General features: G+C 57.9%; 13 protein-coding genes. 7 read left to right on the top strand and 6 right to left on the bottom strand.

Going from position 1 to position 16,366, the window contains the following annotated elements:
- Positions 1 to 14 precede the first annotated feature (14 nt).
- On the bottom strand, positions 15 to 1,673 hold the full coding sequence (locus AC781_RS03960) for a SpoIIE family protein phosphatase (protein ID WP_067773848.1): 1,659 nt from the start codon (positions 1,671 to 1,673) through the stop codon (positions 15 to 17).
- A gap of 205 nt (positions 1,674 to 1,878) precedes the next feature.
- Between AC781_RS03960 and AC781_RS03955 the strand changes: the two genes are divergently transcribed.
- The 7 genes from AC781_RS03955 (at position 1,879) to rplQ (ending at position 12,077) form a co-directional block, all read left to right on the top strand.
- A complete protein-coding gene (locus AC781_RS03955) occupies positions 1,879 to 2,226 on the top strand; it encodes a YkgJ family cysteine cluster protein (protein ID WP_067773845.1) in 348 nt (115 codons plus the stop codon).
- On the top strand, positions 2,223 to 5,780 hold the full coding sequence (locus AC781_RS03950; RefSeq protein ID WP_067773842.1) for an ATP-binding cassette domain-containing protein: 3,558 nt from the start codon (positions 2,223 to 2,225) through the stop codon (positions 5,778 to 5,780). The genes AC781_RS03955 and AC781_RS03950 overlap by 4 nt, the downstream gene beginning before the upstream one ends.
- A gap of 172 nt (positions 5,781 to 5,952) precedes the next feature.
- A complete protein-coding gene (locus AC781_RS03945) occupies positions 5,953 to 8,157 on the top strand; it encodes a carboxy terminal-processing peptidase (protein ID WP_215712936.1) in 2,205 nt (734 codons plus the stop codon).
- 76 nt (positions 8,158 to 8,233) lie between these two features.
- A complete protein-coding gene (locus tag AC781_RS14190) occupies positions 8,234 to 8,380 on the top strand; it encodes a hypothetical protein (protein WP_218107250.1) in 147 nt (48 codons plus the stop codon).
- A complete protein-coding gene (locus AC781_RS03940) occupies positions 8,373 to 10,271 on the top strand; it encodes a sulfatase-like hydrolase/transferase (protein ID WP_245741108.1) in 1,899 nt (632 codons plus the stop codon). Before AC781_RS14190 ends, AC781_RS03940 begins: the two co-directional genes overlap by 8 nt.
- A gap of 237 nt (positions 10,272 to 10,508) precedes the next feature.
- Positions 10,509 to 11,636 (top strand): DNA-directed RNA polymerase subunit alpha, encoded by a 1,128-nt coding sequence (locus AC781_RS03935; RefSeq protein ID WP_067773834.1) that lies wholly within the window; start codon positions 10,509 to 10,511, stop codon positions 11,634 to 11,636.
- A 36-nt stretch (positions 11,637 to 11,672) separates the two neighbouring features.
- Positions 11,673 to 12,077, top strand: coding sequence for a 50S ribosomal protein L17 (rplQ, locus tag AC781_RS03930; protein ID WP_067773831.1), 405 nt, complete (start codon positions 11,673 to 11,675; stop codon positions 12,075 to 12,077).
- Positions 12,078 to 12,397: 320 nt separating this feature from the next.
- Here the strand turns inward: rplQ and AC781_RS03925 are convergent, their stop codons facing one another.
- The 5 genes from AC781_RS03925 to xseB form a co-directional block, all read right to left on the bottom strand.
- Positions 12,398 to 12,634, bottom strand: a complete 237-nt coding sequence (locus tag AC781_RS03925) for a hypothetical protein (protein WP_067773828.1) — start codon at positions 12,632 to 12,634, stop codon at positions 12,398 to 12,400.
- Between the two features lie 255 nt (positions 12,635 to 12,889).
- Positions 12,890 to 13,426 (bottom strand): DNA repair protein RecO, encoded by a 537-nt coding sequence (recO, locus tag AC781_RS03920; RefSeq protein WP_067773825.1) that lies wholly within the window; start codon positions 13,424 to 13,426, stop codon positions 12,890 to 12,892.
- 14 nt (positions 13,427 to 13,440) lie between these two features.
- Complete coding sequence (locus AC781_RS03915) at positions 13,441 to 14,205, bottom strand: tetratricopeptide repeat protein (protein WP_067773822.1); 765 nt, start codon at positions 14,203 to 14,205, stop codon at positions 13,441 to 13,443.
- Positions 14,202 to 16,094: a 1-deoxy-D-xylulose-5-phosphate synthase gene (gene dxs / locus AC781_RS03910; protein ID WP_245741056.1), complete on the bottom strand. Its 1,893-nt coding sequence runs from the start codon at positions 16,092 to 16,094 to the stop codon at positions 14,202 to 14,204. Before dxs ends, AC781_RS03915 begins: the two co-directional genes overlap by 4 nt.
- On the bottom strand, positions 16,072 to 16,362 hold the full coding sequence (gene xseB, locus AC781_RS03905; RefSeq protein WP_067773819.1) for an exodeoxyribonuclease VII small subunit: 291 nt from the start codon (positions 16,360 to 16,362) through the stop codon (positions 16,072 to 16,074). The genes dxs and xseB overlap by 23 nt, the downstream gene beginning before the upstream one ends.
- Positions 16,363 to 16,366: the final 4 nt, after the last annotated feature.

Raw genomic sequence — 16,366 nt, 5'->3', positions numbered from 1 at the left:
AGGGGATGCCCGGTTCAGGCTTCGGCTGGAGTTTCTTCCGGGATGGGGTCGTCCCGGTATTCCATGCCGAGGAGGCAGATGTCGTCCGAGAGCTGGGAGCATCCGGTGAAGTGTCCGGCGCATTTGAGGGCGCCGAGGATCATGGTTTTGATGTCCTGCGGGGCGAGCTGTTCCAGTTCGTCCATGACGCGTCCGGCTCCGAGTTCGTCTCCTTCCTTGTTGGCGGCTTCGGTGAGGCCGTCGGTGTAGAGCATGAGTTTGCTGCCTGATTCGAGGTGGAGTTCGGTGTTGTGGTAGAGGGTGGTTTCGAGGAGGCCGAGAGCCATGGAGCGGGGCAGGGCGGGCATGGTCGCCTTGCCTTCGGGCGAGAGGAGGATGGGGGCCGGGTGTCCGGCGGAGGAGAGGGTGAGTGTGCCTGTGCTGAGGTCCATGTAGGCATACATGGCGGAGGCGAACATGGTGACGTTGGCCCGGACGAGGATGCGGGTGAGCTGGCGGTTGAGCGAGGCGAGGAATTGCGCGGGGTCGCTGCCGAGGCCGGAGAGTTGTTCCATGAGGCCGCGGAGCATGGAGGCGATGAGGGCGGCGCGGATGCCGTGGCCCATGACGTCGCAGATCATGGCGCCGACGCCTGTGTCGCCGACGGAGAAGACTTCGAAGCAGTCGCCCGCAACGCCTTCGGAGGGGGCGAAGATGTGGTGGAAGTTCGCGCTGCGCAGGCGGGACGGGGTGTCCGGAGTTTGCCAGGCGCGGGAGGGGATGGAGTAGGGGAGGAGGGAGAGCTGGATTTCGCGTGCGAGGTCGACTTCTTTTTCGAGGGCCTGGTTGCGGCGGTCGAGGATGTCGGCGGCCATTTGGGCTTTTTGTTCGGCCTGGACGAGTTTGGTGACGTCCGAGGAGATGCCGACGATGCCTTTGAGGTGGCCTTCACGGTCGTACCACGGGAATTTGGTGATCTGGCTCCAGGTTTCCTCCTTGTCTTTCCAGACTTCATGGTGGATGCGGGAGGAGAAGGGGCGGCCCGTTTCCATGATTTCGAGTTCTTCACGGCGGGAGATGTCGGACATTTCCTTGCCGAAGAAGTGTTCGTCTTTCATGCCGATGAGGTCGGAGGGGGTGGAGACTCCGAGTTTGCGGGCGGTGGCGGAGTTCGCCATGACGAAGCGGGATTCGCGGTTTTTGAAGTAGATGTTGTCGGGGATGTGTTCGATGAGGGTGCGGAAGAGGTCGCGTTCTTCCTGTGCGCGCTGGTCGGATGTTTTGCGGCGGGAGATGTCGACCCAGACTCCGACGAGGCGGGTGGGCCGGTGGTGTTCGTCGCGGTCGGCAAGGCCGTTGACGCGTATCCATCGCCATGCGCGGGAGGTTTGGCTGAGGAGGCGGATTTCGATGCGCATGGGCAGGTGGGTGTGCCCGTTGAGGTAGCGCTGGAGTTCGTGTCGGAAGAAGGAGAGATCTTCCGGGTGGATGGTTTGCTCCGGGTTGGTGAAGATGTTGGGCGCCACTTCGTGGTGATGGAGTCCCATCATGGTGAGGCAGCGGTCGGTGTAGTGGATGACTTCCTTGTCGATTTCCCAGCAGTAGACGCCTTCTTCGGCTGCTTTGAGCGCCAGTTGTACGGTATCCCAGTTGAATACGTCGGGCGCTGTTTTTCTATAACCTTCGGAGTCCATACTTAACGCTTTTATTGAACATGATCTCACGGTTTTTTTCAAGGCTCAATTTCATTCGTTCCGCTTTTTTAGGGCGATTCGGGCGGATGCCCGGTGCGTGTGTGCGGCCGCGGCGGTTGCAGCCGGTGCCGGAGCGGGTGTTTCGTCCTTTCGTTGCGGAGGTTTAGCGTTGATATGGCGGGGTGTCTGGGGTATGATTCCGCCGATGCTTCCTGTCGTTCATTTCTGCCAACGTTGCGGCGCCTGTTGCCGCTGGGAGGGTGATGTGTGTATCGAAGATGCGGAGGTGGAGGCGATCGCCGCTTTTCTCGGGATGGAGACAGAGGCGTTCGTGAACGAGTGCTGCCGCCTGCGGGCGAACCGGCAGGGGCTTTCGATCAGGGAGGGCGAGGATGGGGCCTGTATGATGCTGGAGGAGGGCGGGTGCCGTATTCAGGCGGTGAAGCCTGCGCAGTGTTCGGCATTCCCCCGGCAGTGGAATTTCCCCGGCTGGGAGGAGCTTTGCCCGGGAGCGGGGAAGTGCGGTGTTGAAGGAGGAGGGGCGGAAGCATGAGCGAGATTCCATCTTTCATTCCGAGGTTGCGCCGCAGGATTCTGGCATGGCAGTCAGCCGTTTGGAGGCTGCTGGGCGGTTCTCCGGCATGGTGGAGGAGGCAGGAGGAGTCCGACCGGGCGCACGCGGCGACGGTGGTGGATCTGTTTGCTTCGATTCTGGCGAGGCAGCTTTATATCAGCGCGGGGGATGCGGATGCGGCTCTGGATATTCTGCGGTACAATTTCCCGGATGTGGAGCATAGCTGGCTGGCGCGGCGGTTCGAGAGGTCGCTGCAGTCGCAGTACAGTCTGGAGGATGCTTTGGGGGTGGCTGCGGCCGGGCGGTCGGATGCGGAGAGGGTTTCTCTGGCGCTGGAGGTGCTGGCGCTGATTCGTACGGCGGGCGACCGGATGTCGGAGAAGGAGTTGTTCGAGGAGGTGACGTTCGGCCTGATGTTGCCGGGGATGGCGCCGCTGCTGGAGCGGCTGCTTGATTCGCCCGATGCGCGGGCGGAGCCTCCGGTGGAGAGTGTGAGTTTTTCGTCTCTGCGCGGGCAGGCCGAGGTGGCCTTGCCTCCGGTGGACGACGGTGTGCGGTTCCGCGTGCTGCGGTGCCTGAAGCTGATGCTGGTGATCAATGACGGCGATGTGCCGTTCATGGTGCGCGGGCGTACGCTGTTTCGCGGCAGGATGGTGCCGCTTTCCACGGGGCAGTTCGTGGTGCTTCCTTCGGGGCCGGTGGGCTACGGGCAGTTCGAGTTTTATTTGCAGGCGAAGCGTTCCGGGGTGCGCGTGGTGTATTATCTGCATCTGGAGCAGGGGAGTTTGCAGGTTTCGCGTTTCCGTTCGCGCGGCAGCGATGTGCGGATGAAGCTGGGACTCGATTGCGAGCTGGAGGTGCTGAGGCACGATGCGGAGTGCAGGGTGGGTACGGTGCCGGTGCATCAGGGCGAGCCGGTGCGTATTTCGTATTTCGATCCTTTTACCCTGAAGGGTGAAGGTCCTTTCGTGATGGCAGAGATCCGCAATGCGACACGCGATACGGGCAATAGCTTTTTGCTGGATCCCGGTACGAGGAAGATCCGGGTGACGAATCTTCCTCACCGCGTGCAGCATGGGGATTTGCTGTTGACTCCCGGCCTGTCTCCCGGTGTGCTGTTCGAGGTGGTGTTTTCGAAGGGGACGAATACGGGGATGCTGCATGTGATCGAGTCGTCGGCGAATATGACGGTTCGCGATCTTCCGGTGCGTGCGGAGATGCTTTTGAAGGACGGAGATTTGATCCGCCTCAGCCCGTACCAGTCGTTGCGATGCCATTTTTCCCTCGGTGTGCTGGACGAGGAGTCGAATACGATCAGTACGCTGGCGGTGGAGGGGCTGACGAAGGATTTTTCCCGTGCCGGGCGCGTGGTGGATAATATCGATTTTACGGCTTCGCGCGGTGAGATGACTTGTATTCTGGGGCCGAGCGGTTCCGGCAAGAGTACGCTGCTCGCCCTGCTTGCCGGGCATTTGCCGCCGACGCGCGGACGCATCCGCTATAATGACGAGTTGCTTTCGCGGCAGACGGATAAATTGCGTAGGTATATCGCCTATATTCCCCGGGAGGATATTCTCGATGAGGCGATGACGGTGGAGGAGCATATTTACCAGGCTTCGATTATCAGGCGTCCGCGCTTGAGCCGCCTTGACCGCCGCCGCCGCGTGCAGGCGATTCTGAATTATATCGGCCTCGGCCATCTGGCATCGCGCCGCGTGGGCCGTGCGGGTGAGCGTATTATTTCGGACGGTGAGCGTACGCGGCTGAATCTCGGCCTCGATTTGACGGGGGCTGCCGATGTGTTCCTCGTGGATGAGCCGATCAGCGGTCTGGCATCGGGCGATGCGGAGCGGGTGATCGATACGCTGGAGACGATGACTCGTGATAAGGTGGTGATTGTGACGCTGCACCGCCCGAGTCCGGGGCTGCTGCAGCGGTTCGATAAGGTGCTGGTGCTCGATCATGGCGGGCAGATGGCGTACTGGGGTGATCCTGCGGGGATGATGGAGTATTTCCGCCGTGCGGCGCAGGAGATGGGGATTGCCGTTTCACCGGAGACTCAGCGTTCCGGTGGGGCCGATTATGTGTTCGAGGTGCTGGAAGCGCCGTTGAAGTGGCTTGATATGCGCCGCCGGCAGAGTCCCCGCTTCTGGCAGGAGCGGTATGAGGGCTATGTGTACCGCAAGCTGATCAACGGGCGCGAGATGCCGCCTCCGGCTTCGTCCGTGAAGCAGAAGGGGCGGGAGCTGGCTGAGGTGCAGCCGCGTACGGCGAAGGAGCTTTGGCGGCTTTCCCGCATTTGGATGATTCGTACGTTCCTCGGGCGCGTGCGGAGCCGCATGGGGCTGTATACGATGATTCTCGAAGGGCCGGTGCTGGCTCTGCTGATTGCGACGACGTTGCGTGCCTCGTCGACTCCGGAATATATTTTCAAGTCCGCGCTGCATATTCCTCCCTATTTGTTCCTGTCAATCGTGGTGGCGATGTTTTTCGGGTTGACGGATTCCGCCAGCGAGATTCTGAAGGATCGCCCCGTACTGAAGCGCGAGAGCAATTACCGGCCTTTCATTACGGGGTATCTGGGGGCGAAGGTGCTCGTGCTGACGGGGATTTCCGCCTTTCAGTGCGCGCTGTATCTTTTGGTAGGCAATACCGTGCTGGGCATCAGCGATATGTTCGAGCAGTACTGGCTGGTGATGGTGCTTACGTCTTTTGTCGGCATTGCCTTGTCGCTGATGGTTTCCGCCTTTGTGCGTACGGAACGCACGGCTTTGAATATCGTGCCGCTGCTGCTTGTGCCGCAGATTCTGCTGGCGGGGGCGATGATTCCGTTCAATGAGATGAACCAGTTCCTGCCGTGGTCGGCCCATCGTGCGGATGAGAACGGCCGATTGAAGCCGGGACGCGTGCCTCTGGTGGCGGAGTTGTGTCCTCTGCGCTATGCCTACGAGATGCTTGTGGTGACGCAGGCGACGGGCAATCCGTGGGAGGTCGAGCGGCGCAAGGTGCATGCGCGCGTGGAGGAGCTGAAGAAGAAGCCCGGTGTGCTTTCCACGGCGGAGAATACGGAACTGCGCCGTCTGCTCCGCGCGCTGGCGGCGATGTCTTCCATGGAAGCTGTTGATGAGAAGGAAGCGAAGTTGCGTATCCGCGCGATTCGCCGTGAGGCTCTGGGCGGTACGGGCCAGAAGGCGTTCGATGCTTTGCTTGAAGAGTTCGAGCAGCCGAAGGAAGGGTCGATTCCCATGGCCGATTATTATGTGAATGACCGTATTCTCGGTATTTTCGAACTGGCCGAGGCGCAGCGGCAGAGCCGCAACGAGCATGAGCGGCCGGGCATTTTCCTGGCGGAGCGCCAGCCCGTGGCATTCATGGGAGACGGGTTGAATCCGGATGATCCGGGCTACAGTGCGGATCACGGGACTGTGTCCACGCTGCAGAGGGACGGTTTTTATCTGGCGATCATGGGGCTGATTCCCCTGCTTCTGGCCGGGTGGCGCATTCGTGTCATGGTGTCGGGCCGTTCCCGGTGAGGCGGAGAGGCATGCCGCATTCATGGGGCTTACTGACATTTCTTTTCAGGAAAAGGCATAGATTGAGATAGACTTCCCCTTTCAAATGCGTAGACTTGTTCAGAACGACGCGTCCGGCTTTGCGGCATGAGGTGCGTTTACCCCAATTCAAGACAAGATTTTGTATATGAAGATGACGATGTTTAATTGGACTCGCAAGCTGGTATTGTCCGCCATGTCGGTTGCGGCCTTTGCTTCCTGTACGGTGCAGGCTGCCCCGGATTTCGATCAGATCGGCAAGCAGTTTTCTCTGATGCTGCAGAATGCCCATTTCTCCCATGCCGAGTTCAATGATGAAATGTCGCAGAAGTTTCTGCTGAGCTACCTCAAGGAGGTGGACCCGGCGCGCATTTATTTTACCAAGAAGGATGTGGATGCGCTGATGAAGAAGTATGGGACGGAGATCGACGATTATCTTCTCGGCAATGAGACGAGCAGGTTGGCCCAGGAGTTGTATGATGCATACAGCAGCCGTGCGCTGAAGCGTATTTCGCGTGCCCGCCAGTTGATTGACCAGAACGATATGACGTTCACGGGAGACGAGAAGATTGCCCGCTCCCGCAAGACGGTCGACTGGGCCAAGGACGAGCAGGAGCTTGATGCGCTCTGGAGAAATCTGATTGCAGACCAGCTTCTTTCGGAAACGCTTCGCCGCGAAAGTATTGCCAAACTGGCCAAGGAACAGGGCAAGCCCGATCCTTCCCTGAAGGAAAAATCCCCCAAGGATAAGCTTCACGCCCGCTATGAGCGTTTGCAGCGTACCGTCGGAGAAGCGGATATGGAGGATATGGCTTCGTCTCTACTGGGTGCTGTGTCCCACGTGTACGATCCGCATACGGATTACATGAGCGCTCGCGAAGAGGAAAAATTCATGGCGGCCATGACGACATCCATGGTGGGTATCGGCGCTTTGCTGACAGCAGAAGACGACGGTTCGACGAAGATTGCCGGGATCGTGAAGGGTGGCCCTGCCGAGAAGTCCGGAGAGTTGAAGCTGGATGACCGCATCGTGGCTGTCGACTCGACCAACAGCGGGGAGATGACCGATATTCTCTATATGGGGATCGACAAGGTAGTTGACCTTGTGCGGGGCAAGGTGGGTGTGCCCGTGCGCCTGAAGGTGGAGCCTGCCGATAATCCCGGCCACGTGAAGATCGTGACGATCGTGCGCCAGAAGGTGGAGATGAAGGATGAGATGGCTTCCGGCAAGATTATCGATCTGAAAGGCAAGGACGGCAAGGTGACGCGCCTCGGCATTCTGACTCTGCCCGCTTTCTATTCCGACCTCAAGGAAGGCGATGTGAAGTGTGCGGCGGACGTGAAAAAGATTCTCCAGCGCATGAGCAAGGAGAATGTTGAAGGCCTCGTGGTCGATCTTCGCAACAACGGCGGCGGGTCTCTGGAAGAAGTCCGCAAGATGGTCGGGTTCTTTACCGGAGCCGGTCCCGTGGTGCAGATCAAGGATTTCCGGGGCAATGTCGATTGCAAGACCGTGAGCGGCAAGCCTATTTTCACGGGACCGGTCGTCGTGCTGTGCAACAAGCTGAGTGCGTCCGCCTCCGAGATTTTTGCGGCGGCTCTGGCCGATTACGGCCGTGCCGTGATCGTGGGTGATACGACGAGTTTCGGCAAGGGTACGGTGCAGGTGCCGCTCTCCGTGGGCGATTATTTGCCGTATTTCGCTTCCCGCGAACGTGCGGGGATGCTGAAGGTGACGGTGCAGAAGTTCTACCGTATCGCAGGCGGCTCCACGCAGCTGAAAGGCGTAGCCAGCGATATCGTGCTGCCGACGGCTTCCGCTGCTTTTGAAGTCGGTGAAGGCGTGCTCGATTACGCCATGCCGTACGATGAAATTCCCAAGGCTCCCCACTATACGAAGTCCAAGGATGTGGACAAGATGCTTCCCGTGCTGAAGGCACGGAGCGAAAGCCGCGTGTCCAAGGATAAGGATATGCAGTACATGAAGGAGGATATCGCCCGCTTCCGCGAACGTACGCTGAAGAACTCCGTTTCCCTGAACAAGGCCGAGCGTGTGAAGGAAAACGACGAACTCCTTGCCCGCAAGAAGAGTATCGATACGGAACGCAAAGTCCGCTATGCCGACATGGCCAAGGACGATGAGGAAACGATGGCGATTTTCCGCCTCAATCTGGAAGACGTGAAGAAGGACGGTTTGCAGAAGGCTTCCATCGAAAAGGATAAGAACGATTTCATGATCATGTCGGAAGATCCGACAAGCGACCTCGACGAGGCTCCCGATTATCCTTCGGGCCTTGATCCCGAATTGAGGGAGTCGCTGAATATCGTCAACGATATGATCGACTTGAAAAAGGTTTGAGGGCCTCTCCCGTTTATTGAATCAACCCCGGTTTTCATCGGAAAACCGGGGTTGTCATTTTTTTTTTGATGAGGAGATGAAAGAAGTGTATTGTTTTTCACGTATTAATAAAGATGAAGATACGAGATTTTTGCTGTTTGTTGTGGTGTTTTTTGTCAATTGCCTGTTGCTGTTTCGCCGCCGAATCGCAAAAACCGAATATCATTTTGGTACTGGTGGATGACATGGGCTGGGGCGATCTGGGCATCTACCAGAACGACCGTTTGAAGAAGGGACTTCCTGCCATGCAGAATCCCAATCTTGACAAGCTGGCGAATGAGGGGATGCTTCTGAAGCGCCATTATACATCCTGTCCCGTATGCGCCCCCGCACGGGCTTCCCTGTTTTCCGGAGTCCATCAGGGGCATGCCAAGGTCATCAGGGACCGTTCGTTCGATATGCCGCTCGAGAATAATCATACGCTGGCTACTGTTTTGAAGGAAGCAGGATATGCGACGGCGATGATCGGCAAGTGGGGGCTTGCCGGAGGGCAAGAGATGCAGGGATCTCCTGCGACTTCTTCCGCCTATCCGACAAAGAGGGGGTTCGATTACTATTTCGGATATCTGGATCATGTGACGGGGCACAAGCATTATCCCAAGGAGGATAAGGCTGCTCCGCAGGTCAAATCGAAGGTTAACGGTATTTGGGATGGAGAAACTCTGATTACAGGCCAGTGCGACAAGGCCTATTCGACGGATTTGCTGACGGCGCGCGCCAAGAAATGGATAGTCGACACGCATCGGCAGGATCCTGCAAAGCCCTTTTTTCTGGCCTTGACCTATATCGCTCCCCATTCGGAACTGGAAATTCCGACAGGGCCTTATCCTGCAGGTGGCGGCCTTCGGGGCGGCATGCAGTGGCTCGGCGAACCGCATCGTTTGATCAATACGGCGCAGGGTAAGATCAATTCATGGATTTATCCCCGTTACGCCAAGAAGGACTGGCCGATGGCGGAAAAACGGTATGCCACGATGGTGGCGCGTGTGGATGATGGCATCGGCGATTTGGTTCAATTGCTGAAGGATCTCGGCATCGACAGGAATACGGTCATCGTGTTTACATCCGACAACGGTCCGCATGACGAAGGAGGTCAGAATCCGCAGTTCTTTCGGAATTACGGTCCGTTCGACGGCGTTAAGCAGGATATTTGGGAAGGCGGCTGCCGCGTGCCGACGATCGTGCGCTGGCCCGGCAGGATTCCTTCTGGCAAAAGCAGCGATTTGCCGTGCCAGTTCCAGGACTGGATGGCTACATTTTCGAATATGGCGGGGCGAAGCGCGCCCTGGCGCTGCGATGGAGTATCTCTGCTGCCGACTCTCACCGGGAAGGGGAAGCAGGCTGCAAGCCCGGTCTATATCGAATATTGCGCCAAAAAGTCCGCATCCAGGCTGAAAACTCCTGGATATGCGGATTTCGCCCCGCAGCGTCGCCGTGCAGAACGGGGTGAGATGCAGTGTATCTACTTGGGTAAATACAAGGGCGTTCGCTCGAATATTCAGAGCCACGAGGATGCTTTCGAGATTTATGATACACTGAAGGATCCGGGTGAACGCCGCAATCTGGCCGATACGGCCGAAGGCAGCAAAATGCAGCGGCAAATGCACGAGCAGGTGCTCCGCATGCGCCGGATTTACGATTACTGCCATCCGACCCGGGGGCGTTGCGCGGAACGCCCCTATGACAGTGTGCCGGTGCCTTCCGTCGCTGTTCCCGGAAAGGATGAGCTGTCGGTCGATGCTCGCGGGGAAAACCATGTGTTTTATATTCATATTCCGGAGGATGGCGAATATAAGTTCCGCCTCCGTCTCGACGGCAAGGATGCCCGGGGCTTCGTACGGTTGTGGGATATGCAGTTGGTCGACGCCGATTTCAATTATGACGGCAAGTCGGAAGCGACTTCGTCCATGGCGGAAGGTACGACGGAAGGCGATGCCCGGAAGAGCGGCAAGCGCGGTATTCTTCTGCAGGCCGGTTATCACCGGGTGACCGTTTCCTGTACGAAGGGGACCGGGTTCCATTTGTACCGCGATCCGGGCGGCGAGGAGTTGGTGCCTCTGAACAAAGAGGGGTGAGAGGCAGGTGTGCACCGGATGAAAACCGGGTGAAAAATGAAGCGAAATTTCTCTTGAAAATCCCCATGAATGGGGCGCTGGAGAGAAATTTCGCGTCATTTTGCAAAAAGAGTTGGATTTTTCTTTTGCGCCGTGTATAGTCGCTGCCGCGCGAGTCATTAAAACCCGGCCGTCGGTCCTTCGGATTTCTTTGGAAATGAGAGCTCGCTCGAAGGGGAACCCGGTCACTCACATACCATGTCGGAAACAGAAAAGAAAGACACCAAGGACGCCATTCAATTGGCCCGCTTCGAGATCCCTAGCCGTCTTGAACGCATCGAAGATCCCGCCAACCCGAACCATGTCACGTTCGTCGCAGAACCGATCGAAACGGGTTTCGGTCATACGCTGGGCAATTCCCTGCGCCGCGTCCTCCTCAGCTCCCTTGAAGGCGCTGCCATTACCTCCGTCCGCATCGCCGGTGCGCAGCACGAGTTCACCTCCCTTCCGGGCGTGGTGGAAGATGTGACGGAAATCGTCCTGAACCTCAAGAAGGTCAAGTTCGTCCACCATGGCAAGGAGCCCCGCACCCTGTCCCTTCGTGTTACGAAGCAGGGCGTTGTGACTGCCGGAGACATTCAGGAAGATACGATGTATGAAGTGGTCAATAAGGATCAGGTGATCTGCACGCTCGACCAGAACACGATTCTCGACTGCGATTTCGAAGTCAACGTGGGCCGCGGTTTCCACACCAGTGAAGAAAACAAGGTGAAGGATCGCCCGATCGGAGTGATCCCGATCGACTCCATTTTCTCCCCAGTTGTCCGTGTGAAGTACGGCGTCGAAAACGCCCGTGTCGGCCAGATGACAGAATACGACAAGCTGATCATGGAAGTGTGGACAGACGGTCGCATTTCTCCGAACGACGCAATGCTTCAGGCTTCTGCCATCCTTCGCCACCATCTCGATGTGTTCGTCGAAAGCGATGAACGCCAGGTGACGTTCGAACAGGCTTCTTCGGATTCCCAGGACGGCAATACCGCACAGCTGCGTAAACTCCTCAACATGAGCGTGAACGAAATCGAACTTTCCGTCCGCGCCGCGAACTGTCTCAACAACGCCAACATCACGACGGTCGGCCAGCTCGCCATGAAGACGGAAAGCGAAATGCTCAAGTACCGCAATTTCGGCAAGAAGTCCCTCAACGAAATCAAGGACAAGCTCGTGCAGCATGGCCTTTCCCTCGGCATGCAGTTCGATCCGAAGCTTCTTTCCGGACCGGCCCCGGCTCCGAAGATGCGTGCGGAATCCGACGATGTGCGCGCTGCGGACATTCACGCCCTGATTTCCCACAATATCGAAGCCTACGACGACGACGAGGTTTAATTTCAACAATATATACATCAAACAGAATAGAATACCATGAGACACGGAGTAAAAAAATCCAAGCTTCAGCGCAAGGCTTCCCACCGCAAGGCTCTTCTTGCCAACCAGGCTTGCAGCCTGGTCACATACGGTCGCATTACGACGACCCTTGCCAAGGCCAAGGCTCTTCGCCCCTATGTCGAAAAGCTGATCACGCTTGCCAAGCGCGGTGATATTCATGCCCGCCGCCTTGTGACGGGTACCATCCATCAGGACAAGTGCGTGAAGCGCCTGTTCGACGAAATTGCCGGCCTCTGTGCTGACCGCCAAGGCGGTTACTGCCGTATCGTGAAGCTCGGACAGCGCCTGACGGACTCGGCTCCCATGGCGATCATCGAAATCATCGATATGCCGCAGATCAAGGCTCCTGAAGCTCCCGCCACGACGGAAGCGACTGCCTAAGCCCTGTTGCTTTTCATTGAAAAAACCCGCCGTTCCCGAAAGGAGCGGCGGGTTTTTTGTGTCTTGCGGACAGCCCGGATTTCAGGCTATGTGCCGGATATGGCCAAGTTGCCGATTGAACGGGGCCGGGGTACCCATCAATCCGGCATGGCGTGTCATGAATGTATCCGGCTGTTGCCGGAAGCGGGATTGCCGGAGTGCGATCCCGCGTGTTGCGGCGGAGTCCGCCAGGATTTTCAAAGGGCTGGGGGTGTTGAGTGTCTATTCGATGATCCAGTCAACGAAAATGGGCCGTTCCCGCTGGCTGGATCATGGAAGACTCAGGAGATCATGCGGGCGCGTTCGACGCGTTCCGGCAGGGTCAGTACATTATCGTTCAGGATGCTGAGTACCTTGTCCAAGTATTCCTTGGCTTTGTCGAAAGCTGCTTCTTCGGAGCCGTGTTTCAGGTCTGAGAAGTACTTGGTGATCAGATTCCCGTGGCGTTGGACGGAGACGCGCCAGCCTTGGAAGTCTGTTGTCGCATATGTGAAACGTGTGATGTTTTTGGTATACATTTCAGATTATGGGTTGGGTTTTGATTAGTAAGGTACAACGTCTGGGTGATGATGTTGATGAAGGTTAAACACGCGAGCCAGCCGAGTTGTTCAATGCTGTTTTTTATATTTTTGGAATTGTTGTAAAATATTGTTTATATCGTTCTGATGTTCAGTCTTTTAATGAAAATCTAACTAAATTAGGATGAGACGTCATGCCTGGTGTGCGGTTGCCGCGCGAGCTGCCTTGTCTGACGGAGTGCAGGAGGAGTCCCGTCAGGCCGGGGGGAGGGTGTCGTACAGTGCGTCGCGGTCGGCGGGCACATGTGGGTAATGGCTGCGCAGGATGGCGATGGCGGGCATGCCCTGGCGGTACATGCCATGCTCTTCCGCGAGTCTTTTTTCAAAGTGCTGCATGATGTGCCTGGTGGCCGTACGTGTTTCCAGATAGGCCAGCGCCCGGTGCAGCATGAGGTGGATTTCGGGGATAGGCGTGCGGGGTTCGACCGTAGCGAGCAGGAGCTTGGTCATGTAGCCTGCCAGTCTCAGTTTCGGAAAGGAGTGGCGCAGGGCGAGCCGGGGATTGAGCAGGGAGACGCTTTTGAGGTGGTCGAGGTCTCCCGTTTTGGACGTTTCCCACAGGAGTTCCGCTTCGAAGAAGAGGTCGAGACGCCCGAAAAAGTCGCCGCCGGGCTTGAGGGCGGTTCGGGCTGCCGTGCGGATGATTCCGTGGTCTGCCGTGCTCCAGACGACGATCAATCCCGTTTCGCCGAGAGGGTAGGTTTTCAGGATGATTCCCGTATCCTGCGGCATGAGTGCGGGTGGAATTAGATTCCCGTCGGAAGGAACTTCATTTGTTCCACGATGCGAAGGTAGGTTTGGAAGATGGGGGTGGAGCCGAAGATTTTTTCGGCAGTGCGGATGGATTGGATGCCTTTGCTCATGTTTTTATCCTGCAGGTAGCGGACTGCTTCCATGAAGTAGAACCGCGGCGAGTCTTCGAGGATGTCTGCTTCGGCGGCATATTTGGCGGCTTCCTGATCCTTCCCCATTTTGACGAGGCTGGCGTATATTTTGAATTTCAGGACGTTGAGCAGTTCCGGGTTGCTGTCGCCGGGGAGTGCATCGAGTATTTCACGGAAGAGTTTGATGCTGGTTTCATATTTGCCCTGAAGCATGGCCAATGTGGCGATGTTGGCCTTGTTGGTGAGGTCGTCCGGCTGGATGGCCTCCACTTTGTTGTATTCCGCGAGGGCCGTGTCGTAGGAGCCTATTTCCATGTAGCAGGAGCCACGGAGGGTGTGGATGTGGGGATTGCCTTTGTAGATTTGTTCCGCATTGTCCAGTTTTTCAAGGCAGGAGAACCAGTTTCTGGCGAAAAAGTCGTCTTTGGCCTGCTGGAACAGGGTAAGGTATTTGATGCGTTCCTTTTCGGGAAGGTTCGTGAAGCCTACCATCCATTGGGGCATGTCGTCGGGTACGGTTTTGTCTTCCGTTTGGGCTGGCGGCAGTTCCGCTGCGGCGGGTTTGCCCTGAGCAAGGGCGGCACCGGTGAAGGAGAGCAGGGGAAGGATGAGGAAGGTGGGTTTCATGACGGATGGAGGCGTTGTTGTATCCGGTCGGCGACGGCTTCCGGCGTCAGGCCGTATTTATGGTGCAGGAGGTCGGCGGTGCCGTGTTCGATGAAGGTGTCGGGCCAGCCGATGAGTTCGACGGGGCAGGTGTCCGGTTCGTCGTGCAGGGCTTCGAGGACGGCTGATCCGAAGCCGCCGGAGACGACATGGTCTTCGAGCGTGCAGAGGATCTTGCAGCGGCGTGCATACCGGAGCAGGCTGTTTTTGTCGACGGGTTTGGCGAATCGGGCGTTGATGAGGGCGACGCTGTAGCCTTGAGCTTCGAGGAGGCGCGCAGCCTGTTCCGCGAGGCCGTTCATGCTGCCGAGGGCGAAGAGGGCGATGTCCGTCCCGTCCTGAAGGGTTTCCGCGCGACCGATGGGCAGGAGTTCCGCCTGGGCGGGGATGGCTGCTCCCGTGCCCGTGCCGCGTGGGTACCGGATGGCCGTGGGGCCGTCGTTGTACGCGTTCATGGTGTGGAGCATGTTGTAGAATTCGGCTTCGTCGCGGGGTTGCATGATGACGAGTTTCGGGATGGCCCGCATCATGGCAATGTCGAAGAGTCCGTGATGGGTGGGGCCATCGTCCGGGGAGAGGCCGGCGCGGTCCATGCAGAGGCGCACGGGAAGGTCCTGCAGGGCGATGTCGTGCTGGATCATGTCGATACAGCGCTGCATGAAGGTGGAGTAGACGGCGAGGTAGGGTTTGTAGCCTTCCGAGGCCATGCCTGCCGCGAAGATGGCGGCGTGTTCTTCCGCAATGCCGACGTCGAAGAAGCGTTTCGGGTATTTTTCCCGGAAGAGGCTGAGCATGGTGCCCGTGGGCATGGCGGCGGTGATGGCGGTGACTTTGGGGTCGTCTCCAGCCATTTCCGTGAGGGTGCGGGCAAAGATTTCGGAGTAGGTGGGCGTGGCGTTTTTCTGCGTGGATCCGTCCGAGATGCTGTAGCAGCCGACACCGTGGAATTTGCTGGGGTTGTCGATGGCGGGCTGGTAGCCGCGGCCCTTTTCCGTGATGATGTGCAGGAGGGTGGGTTCGTTGCGGCGTTTGATGATACGCAGCAGTTTGATGAGCTTCGGGATGTCGTGGCCGTCCACGGGGCCGTAGTAGGAGAGCCCGAACTGGCCGAAGAGGCTGGCGGGCGAGATCATGCCCCGTGCAGTGGAGGCGAGTTTGCGGGCCTGGTAGCGTACTTCGCTGCCAGCCAGTTTTTCGATGAAGCCTTCCGTTTTGTCGCGGAGCCATGTGAAGGTTTCCGTGGCCTGGAGGGAGGCGAAGTATTTGGCGAGCGCACCGACGTTTTTGTCGATGGACCATTCGTTGTCGTTGAGGATGGTGATGAAGCGTCTGCTGGTCTGGGCGACGTTGTTGAGGGCTTCGAGCGTGGTGCCGCAGGTGAAGGCTCCGTCTCCCGCGACGGCGACGACATGGTAGTTTTCACCGTCGAGGTCTCGAGCGGCGGCCATGCCCAGCGCGGCGGAGAGGGCGGTTCCGGCATGGCCCGCGCCGAAGGCGTCGTGCGGGGATTCGGAGCGTTTCATGAAGCCCGAGATGCCTTCGAACTGGCGGATGGTGTGGAGTTTGTCCGCACGGCCGGTCAGCATTTTATGGACGTAGGACTGGTGCGAGACGTCGAAGAGGATTTTGTCTTTCGGGGAGTCGAAGACGGAGTGGAGCGCGATGCTCAGTTCGACGACGCCAAGGTTCGGGGCGAGGTGGCCGCCTGTTTTCGAGAGGGTGTCGACCAGCACGGAGCGGATTTCCTGAGCCAGCTCGGGGAGCTTGTCAGAGGGCAATGCCTTGACGTCTGCCGGGGAATGGATTTCCCGGAGCAGGGGGGGCAATTCATTGCAGGGAGAATTCATCATCGGTTTCGTGTTGTTCTGGCGATGCGTCGAGGTTGGGAGAGGCGAGGTCTCCGGTGTTGTTTTCGAGCGTTTTGATGCGGAGTTCGGCGTTTGCAAGGATGCCCCGGCAGTATCTGATCAGTTTGCTGCTTTCTTCCGAGAGGGCGATGGCCTGTTCCAGTTCCGTGTCGGTATTGTCTAGGAGGGTGAGGATTTCCTGCAGGCGTGTTATCGCCTGTTCGAAGCTCGGTGCGGCGGTGTCCTGTTTTTTTGCGGTTCGGGCAGCCATTGAG

The sequence above is a fragment of the Neoakkermansia glycaniphila genome, from assembly GCF_001683795.1.
Taxonomy (GTDB): domain Bacteria; phylum Verrucomicrobiota; class Verrucomicrobiia; order Verrucomicrobiales; family Akkermansiaceae; genus Akkermansia; species Akkermansia glycaniphila.
This window is presented reverse-complemented; position numbering and strand designations above follow the sequence as displayed.